A 6746-nucleotide genomic window follows, 5' to 3' on the forward strand; every position below is an offset into this window, starting at 1 on the left:
TTCCAGAAAAGATGGAAGCGTTTGCAGAATTGCCGGTCTGAATCGATGTTTCAGGCTGCTGTGCCTTTGCCCATCCATAACTCAGAATGTTGTGCGGCCGTCCATAACAAAGCGTCACTCGCTTGCATAGGGTTGAAGAGATCTGCTTCACAAAGTACCGCGAACTACCCAAGGATGAGTTTCAACGATGAAGAGCATCGCCCTCTTGCGCGAACGAGCCACCCGCGTCATGCCCACCGGTTCCCACTGCCCGGCATCGGGACTGTGGAGCCCGGACTGCGAGCCGGATGTCGTCCAGGTTTTTGCTGAAGGCCATGTGCTGCCGGCCCACAACGGCGTGGCCACGGTATGGCGGCGGCAGGCCGCCGCTGAAGTTTCGGCATGACCAGCTCCATCCTGAACAGGCCGGCCGGCTACCGCCACGTGCCTGCGGCCGAATGGGCCGAGCTCAGCGCCGGCGATCCCGTGTGGATATACGACGTCGCTTGGGGTGCCGGCACGGGCCGCGTGGACGACGTGTCCAAACACCAGGAATTGCTCTGGGTAGTCCTCGAACCGACCGGGCGCAAACTCATTTGCGGCACGGACGACGTCGAGGTCTGGTCAGCCTGAAGACCCGCCGGGATGGCGCTTGATACCAATGTCTGAGCGGATCATAGGTACCAAGTGCTGTCCCGGTGTCAATTAGCCCGCGACGAGCAACATGCTGGGTGAACCAATCTCCGCACGCCCCACAGGGCCGTCCGGCAGCCCGGTTTCCGGGTCAAGCCTGAAACTGACGACGTCGTCCGAACCTTCGTTCGCTACATACAGCCAGCCTTCGCGAACCAGATGATGGCGGGGCCACTCGCCGCCGCACGGTACCTCTCCGCGCGGCTCAACCCCGGTGCCTTCGCCCGAGACCTCCAGGACGCAGATGCGGTTGGTACCCCGCACGCCCACATAGGCGAAGCGTCCATCCGGGGAGAGAGCGATCTCTGCACCGGCATCGCCGTCCTTGGCTCCCGTGGCGCTTGCCGGGGCCACGGATGCGAGCTCGTAAGTGCCGTCCGGTTCCATCCGGACCGCTGCCACCTCCACCGAATACTCCGTGTCGACAAAGACCGTCCCGCTCAGGTGGCGGGCCATGTGCCGGGGACCCGAACCCATAGGCAGGACCACCTGGTGGTCGGGCTGCAGGCCTTCACCCGGCACGTACCTCCACACACGGACCAAGTCATGCCCCAAATCCGTGGTCATTACCCGGCCGTCAGGAAGCATCAAGCTCGAATGCGCGCGGCTTGGCCGCTCACCTCCGGGGGCTGCAGCCGAGTGGGGGTCGACGGCGGCCGCCGCGCTCTTGCGCGAGGTGATGGCGCCGTCGTCGTCCAGTTCGTAGAGGATGACCTGACCGTCGCCCCAACAGGTGGCCACGATGAAGCGGCCCTGCGGATCCGCAGCGACGTGGCACGTGGCATCGCCCGCGGGCCAAGGATCGCCGAAAGCCTCCAACGCAGTGTCGCCACTCCGGCGATAAGCCCGCACCGTCTTGCCTTCCTCCGCTACGGCGTAAACCACGGGAAGCGTCGGGTGCAGCGCCAGGAAGGACGGCGAATTGGCTTCGACGGCCAAGCCAACGGCCGTCAGCCCACCGCCACTGTCCGCCGAGAGCGCCGTGATGCCCTTGCCGTGGCCGTTCCTGTCGGCCGTGTAGGAGCCAACCCAGAGCAATGATTCGTGCGTTGTCATCTCAATGCCCCTGCACGTCCGAGTCGACGCCGGCGTCTGGTCCGCCGTCGAGAGTCTGAAGCGTGGTGAGGTCGTCCTGGTCCAGCTCGAAGTCGAAAACGTCCAGGTTCTCTTTCATGCGCCGGGGGTTGGCGGTTTTGGGTATGGCAACCAGGCCCTGCTGGACGTGCCAGCGGAGCACAACCTGTCCCGGCGTCTTTCCATACTTTTCACCAACCGTCGCCAGGACCGGGGCATTCAAAAGGTCGCTGCTGGCACCCAGCGGGCTGTAGGACTCTGTCACGATTCCGTTGCGTTCGTTGAAGGCCCGGGCAGCCGACCTCGGGACGGAAGGACTCAGCTGGATCTGGTTCACGGCCGGAACCACGACCGTTTCCCGGAACAGGCGGTCGAGGTGCGCCGGCTTGAAGTTGGAAACTCCGATGGAGCGCGCTTTCCCCGACGCTTGAAGTTCCTCAAAGGTTCTCCAGGTTGAGACGAACTCGTCGCGCCGGGGGAGCGGCCAGTGAATCAGCAGCAGGTCCACGTAGTCCAATCCCAGACGTTCCAGTGAACCCTCCAAGCCGGCAACAGCCCTCCCGGAACCCTGGTACTCGCCGTCGAGCTTGGTGGTGATGAACAGTTCCCCACGATCCACCCCGGATGTGCGGATACCGTTGCCCACGCCCTTCTCGTTCCCGTACTTCACCGCGGTATCGATGTGCCGGTAGCCGTGGCTCACCGCCTCCACCACGGCATCGGCAACCTGGGCGTCATTCAAAGGCCAAGTGCCGAGGCCCAGTTGCGGGATCTTGTGGCCGTCGTTGAGTTCGATAAGCGGTGCACGTGTCATGGGCTGGGTCTCCTCCGGGTTTCTTCGTTTCTACGCTGGCCGCTTGCTGCTTGGCAACAGCTACCGACGCGACCAGTCATGGAGTTTGTCGCTCAGCTCCATGTAGTCCTCACTCACCACCTGCAGTTCCGGGTGGGCATCATGCCACGCCACGATCTCCCGGGCTCCGTCCGCAAACGGGATTGTTGCCCGGTATTCGGGAACGAGCGCCTTGATCTTGGAATTGTCGAACACCACCGAGTGCGAACGGTCGCCCAGCAAGTTGGGACCGAGCTCCGCACTGTGAGCTGCAATGGTCTCCGAGGAAACGTGGAACAACTCCGGCTCCTCCACCCCTGCAGCACGCGCGAACAAGCGGTAAATCTGGTTCCACGGCAGGAACTCATCCGAGGTGATCGTGTAGCTTTCGCCAACGGCCTGCGGCCTGCCCAGGAGGCCAACGAAGGCCTTGGCAAAGTCCCGGCTGTGGGTCAATGTCCAGAGCGAGGTTCCGTCACCATGCACCATGACCGGCATCCCGGCGCGCATCCGGTGGATGTCAGTCCAGCCGCCCACCATGGCAATCTTCGTTCGGTCATAGGTGTGGGATGGGCGAACCACCGTCAAAGGGAAGTCCTGATCGCGGTACGCCTCGAACAGCAGCTCTTCACAGGCAATCTTGTCCTGCGAGTACTTCCAGAACGGATTCTTCAACGGAGTGGATTCCCGGATGGGCAGCGTGGTTGGCGGCTTTTGGTACGCCGACGCCGAACTGATGAAGACGTACTGACCCGTCCTGCCACGGAACATCTCCAAGCCGGCCCGCGCCTGATCCGGTGTGAAGGAAATGAAGTCCGCAACGGCGTCGAACTCCCTTCCCTGAAGTACCTCACGCACAGCCTGCGGATCGCGGACGTCCGCGTGCAGCACCTCCGCCCCATCGGGGACCGGCCGACCGGCCGACCGTCCCCGGTTAAGGATGGTCAGCCGGTGGCCCAGCGCGACGGCGCGTTCAGCCGCCGACGCACTAATGACCCCGGTCCCGCCGATGAACAGGATGTTCCGCGGCGAGACCGTGTCCGCCGCCGCTCCGAGGCTGTCCGGAAGGAGGCTGCTCACCAGGCGTAGTCTTCGGGGGCGGGGCGGTGGCCCGGGAAGATGTCATCGAGGCGCTTGAGGGCGTCCTCGTTCAGGGAGACATCCAGCGCGCGGATGGCTGCGTCCAATTGCTCCTGCGTACGCGGCCCAACAATCGGTGCAGTCACGGCAGGCTGGTGGAGGAGCCATGCCAGCGCGACGTCTCCGGGTGCATGGCCGAGTTCGTCAGCGAAATCCTCGTACTGGCGGATCTGGTCCTCGTGCTTCTTCAGGGTCTCAAGTGCCCGGCCCTCAGTGCGGCGGACGCCTTGCTCTTCCTTCTTCAGCACGCCACCCAGCAGCCCTCCCTGCAACGGCGACCACGGGATCAGGCCCAAGCCATACTGCTGCGCGGCCGGGATGACCTCAAGCTCCAATTCGCGCTTGAAAAGGTTGTAGATGGACTGCTCGCTCACCAAGCCGGTGTAGTTCCGGCGGCGCGCTGCTTCCTGCGCCTGGGCGATGTGCCAGCCGGCAAAGTTGCTGCTGCCCGAGTAGAGGATCTTGCCCTGCTGGACTGCAACCTCAATCGCCTGCCAGATCTCATCCCACGGCGTATCCCGGTCGATGTGGTGGAACTGGTAAATGTCGATGTAGTCCGTTTGCAGCCGCTTAAGGCTCGCATCAAGTGCGCGCCGTATGTTCAGCGCGGACAACTTGGACTCGTTGGGGCGGTCCGTCATGGTGCCGTACAGCTTGGTGGCCAGCACGGTCCTTTCGCGGCGCTCGCCGCCCTTGGCGAACCAGCGGCCGATGATTTCTTCGGTCCAGCCCCGGTGCTCCACGCCACCGTAAACATTGGCGGTGTCGAAGAAGTTGATGCCGGAGTCCAACGCGGAGTCCATGATGGAATGCGCTGTTTCCTCGTCCGTCTGCGGGCCGAAGTTCATGGTTCCAAGGCAGAGGCGTGAAACTTTCAGGCCGGAACGGCCCAGGTGGGTGTACTGCATGTCTGTTGGGTCCTTTGTGCTTGGCTTGCGGTCTTAGAGCTGGGTAAAAGCGGCGACGGCGGGATCGGAACCGATCCGCGCGCCTGCTTCAAGAGCGGTGATGGCGGCCAGTTCGGATTCAGTGAGGCTCAAATCCGCCGCACCGAAGTTCTCCCGCATACGGGACGAGTCCGCGGACTTTGGGATCACGATGGTTCCCTGCGCGAGGTGCCAGGCGAGGATCACCTGTGCAGGAGTAGTGCCGTGTGCTGCCGCGACAAGGGCCACCTGCTCGGCGTTCAGGTCTTTTCCCTGTCCCAACGGGCTGTAGGCCTCAACGGCAATGCCAAGGTCACGGCACTTGTTGGCCAGTTCTGCCTGCTGGAACGTGGGGTGGAGCTCGATCTGGTTCACGGCGGGCACTACCTCGGCTTCCCGGAGCAGCGTGTCCACGTGATCGGCCAGGAAGTTGGAAATGCCGATGGCCCGGATCTGCTTGTCCTGGTACAGCTTCTCCATTTCCTTCCAGGCCTTCGTGAAGAGGCCCTGTGACGGGACCGGCCAGTGGATCAGGTAGAGGTCAACGACTTCCAGGCCCAAGGCGTCCCTGCTTCGCTGGAAGGCGTCATAGGCTTCGCCTTGTTCGCCGTTGCGGAGCTTGGTGGTGATGAAGAGTTCTTCGCGGGGAATGCCCGAGGCTTTGATTGCGGCGCCGACTCCTGCCTCGTTCCGGTAGGCGGCAGCGGTATCGATGTGGCGGTAGCCGGTTTCCAGGGCATCTTCCACCACCTTCTGCGTTTCGTCGGCAGGCACTTGGAAAACACCAAAACCCAGCTGGGGGATGGTGACGCCGTTGTTCAGTGTCAGCTCTGGCATGACGGTCTCCTTCGACGGGATGGTTATGGCCGTGGCGCTCCGGTTTCTGGCTAAGGCCGTAAGTCGGTTCCAGAAAGCGTTTTCGGAGGCTCAGTACTGAGCCTATGCAGTTTTGGCGGCAGAGTCAGCAATACAGCCTGATCCTGTTTTTCCTAGGTCTGGTAGTCCTACCCATAACGGTGGCCTTTCACACACCCCGGACGGCAGAATGGACCAATGGGTCAAAGCGCCGAGTTCGGTAAGTTCCTCAAAATCATGCGTGCCCGTCTCCAGCCGGAGGACGCCGGCGCGCAGGAATCCAGCGGTTCCCGCAGGGTGCCCGGGCTTCGCCGCGAAGAGGTGGCGCGGCTCTCCGGAGTGAGCACGGACTATTACACCCGCCTTGAACAGGGCCGCAATATCCACCCGTCCAGGGCGGTCCTCGACGCAGTTGCCCGTGCGTTGCGGCTGGATGCGGGGGAGCAGGCACACATGATGGATCTGCTGGAGCATTGCGCCAGCTCCGCAGGCAGCCCCGGCCCCGTCCAAAAGGTACGTCCGGCTCTCCAACAGTTGCTCGATGCAGTGGGTGACGTCCCGGCCATGGTCCTTGGCAGGCGTGCAGATGTCCTGGCATGCAACCGGATGGCACACCTTTTGTTCACGGATTTCAGCCTGCTGCCGGCCCCTGAGCGCAACCTCACCCGTTGGCTCATCCTGGACCCTGCGGCCGGTTCTTTGTTCCGCGACTGGAAGACCGTTGCCGCTGAAGCCGTCGGTGCCTTGCGCATGGACGTGGGCCGGCACCCGAATGACCCCGAAACAAACCAGCTCGTGGGCGAACTGGCCGTCCACAGCGAACACTTCCGTCAGTGGTGGGCCGGGCACAGGGTCGCCACCCGCGCCGCAGGGACCGTCAGGTTGCACCACCCAGTGGTGGGGGACCTGGAACTGAACTTTGAGACGCTGAGTCTCCCGGACGACCCCGACCAGCTCCTGAGGATCTATTCCGCCAAAGCCGGGTCGCCGTCGTCGGACGCTTTGACGCTGCTGAACTTTGGAGACGTGGGCACCCATGCCGAGGCCGCCGTGCCCGAACCCGCCCCTGCCCGCCGGGATGACAGTTGATGCCAATGTTTTCCAGGCAAAGTCAATTGGTGGGAGCAACGCTGGGGGTTAGGCCGCTTGTAGCAGCTGGTTTAGCCGGTTGGCTGGGGTCTCGAGGTTCAGTGTTGGTCTGGGGCGGCGGTTGAGTTTCGCTGCGACCAGGCGGATGTCCTCGGGGG

Annotated in this window: 8 protein-coding genes; 3 read left to right on the top strand and 5 right to left on the bottom strand. The window is 63.2% G+C overall.

Going from position 1 to position 6746, the window contains the following annotated elements; genetic code table 11:
• Positions 1-187: 187 nt before the first annotated feature.
• Entirely contained in the window at positions 188-385 is a 198-nt protein-coding gene (locus AB4Y81_RS20835; protein WP_064723466.1) for a hypothetical protein, read from the top strand.
• Complete coding sequence (locus AB4Y81_RS20840) at positions 382-612, top strand: hypothetical protein (protein ID WP_018780210.1); 231 nt, start codon at positions 382-384, stop codon at positions 610-612. Before AB4Y81_RS20835 ends, AB4Y81_RS20840 begins: the two co-directional genes overlap by 4 nt.
• 72 nt (positions 613-684) lie before the next feature.
• Here AB4Y81_RS20840 and AB4Y81_RS20845 read toward each other — a convergent pair whose 3' ends face one another.
• The 5 genes from AB4Y81_RS20845 to AB4Y81_RS20865 are packed head-to-tail and all read right to left on the bottom strand — an operon-like array spanning position 685 to position 5481.
• Positions 685-1728, bottom strand: a complete 1044-nt coding sequence (locus AB4Y81_RS20845; RefSeq protein WP_441996841.1) for a lactonase family protein — start codon at positions 1726-1728, stop codon at positions 685-687.
• Between the two features lies 1 nt (position 1729).
• Positions 1730-2560, bottom strand: a complete 831-nt coding sequence (locus AB4Y81_RS20850) for an aldo/keto reductase (protein WP_441996843.1) — start codon at positions 2558-2560, stop codon at positions 1730-1732.
• A 60-nt stretch (positions 2561-2620) separates the two neighbouring features.
• Positions 2621-3658, bottom strand: coding sequence for an SDR family oxidoreductase (locus AB4Y81_RS20855; RefSeq protein WP_354628401.1), 1038 nt, complete (start codon positions 3656-3658; stop codon positions 2621-2623).
• Positions 3655-4626, bottom strand: a complete 972-nt coding sequence (locus AB4Y81_RS20860; RefSeq protein ID WP_039239253.1) for an aldo/keto reductase — start codon at positions 4624-4626, stop codon at positions 3655-3657. The genes AB4Y81_RS20855 and AB4Y81_RS20860 overlap by 4 nt, the downstream gene beginning before the upstream one ends.
• A gap of 33 nt (positions 4627-4659) precedes the next feature.
• The gene (locus AB4Y81_RS20865; protein WP_018780205.1) at positions 4660-5481 is read right to left on the bottom strand and encodes an aldo/keto reductase; all 822 of its coding nucleotides are present in this window, start codon (positions 5479-5481) and stop codon (positions 4660-4662) included.
• A gap of 216 nt (positions 5482-5697) precedes the next feature.
• Here AB4Y81_RS20865 and AB4Y81_RS20870 point away from each other — a divergent pair, with 216 nt between their 5' ends.
• Entirely contained in the window at positions 5698-6588 is an 891-nt protein-coding gene (locus tag AB4Y81_RS20870) for a helix-turn-helix transcriptional regulator (protein WP_064723461.1), read from the top strand.
• The last annotated feature ends 158 nt before the right edge of the window (positions 6589-6746 follow it).

The organism is Paenarthrobacter sp. TAF1, from assembly GCF_052113825.1.
Lineage (GTDB): Bacteria > Actinomycetota > Actinomycetes > Actinomycetales > Micrococcaceae > Arthrobacter > Arthrobacter nicotinovorans.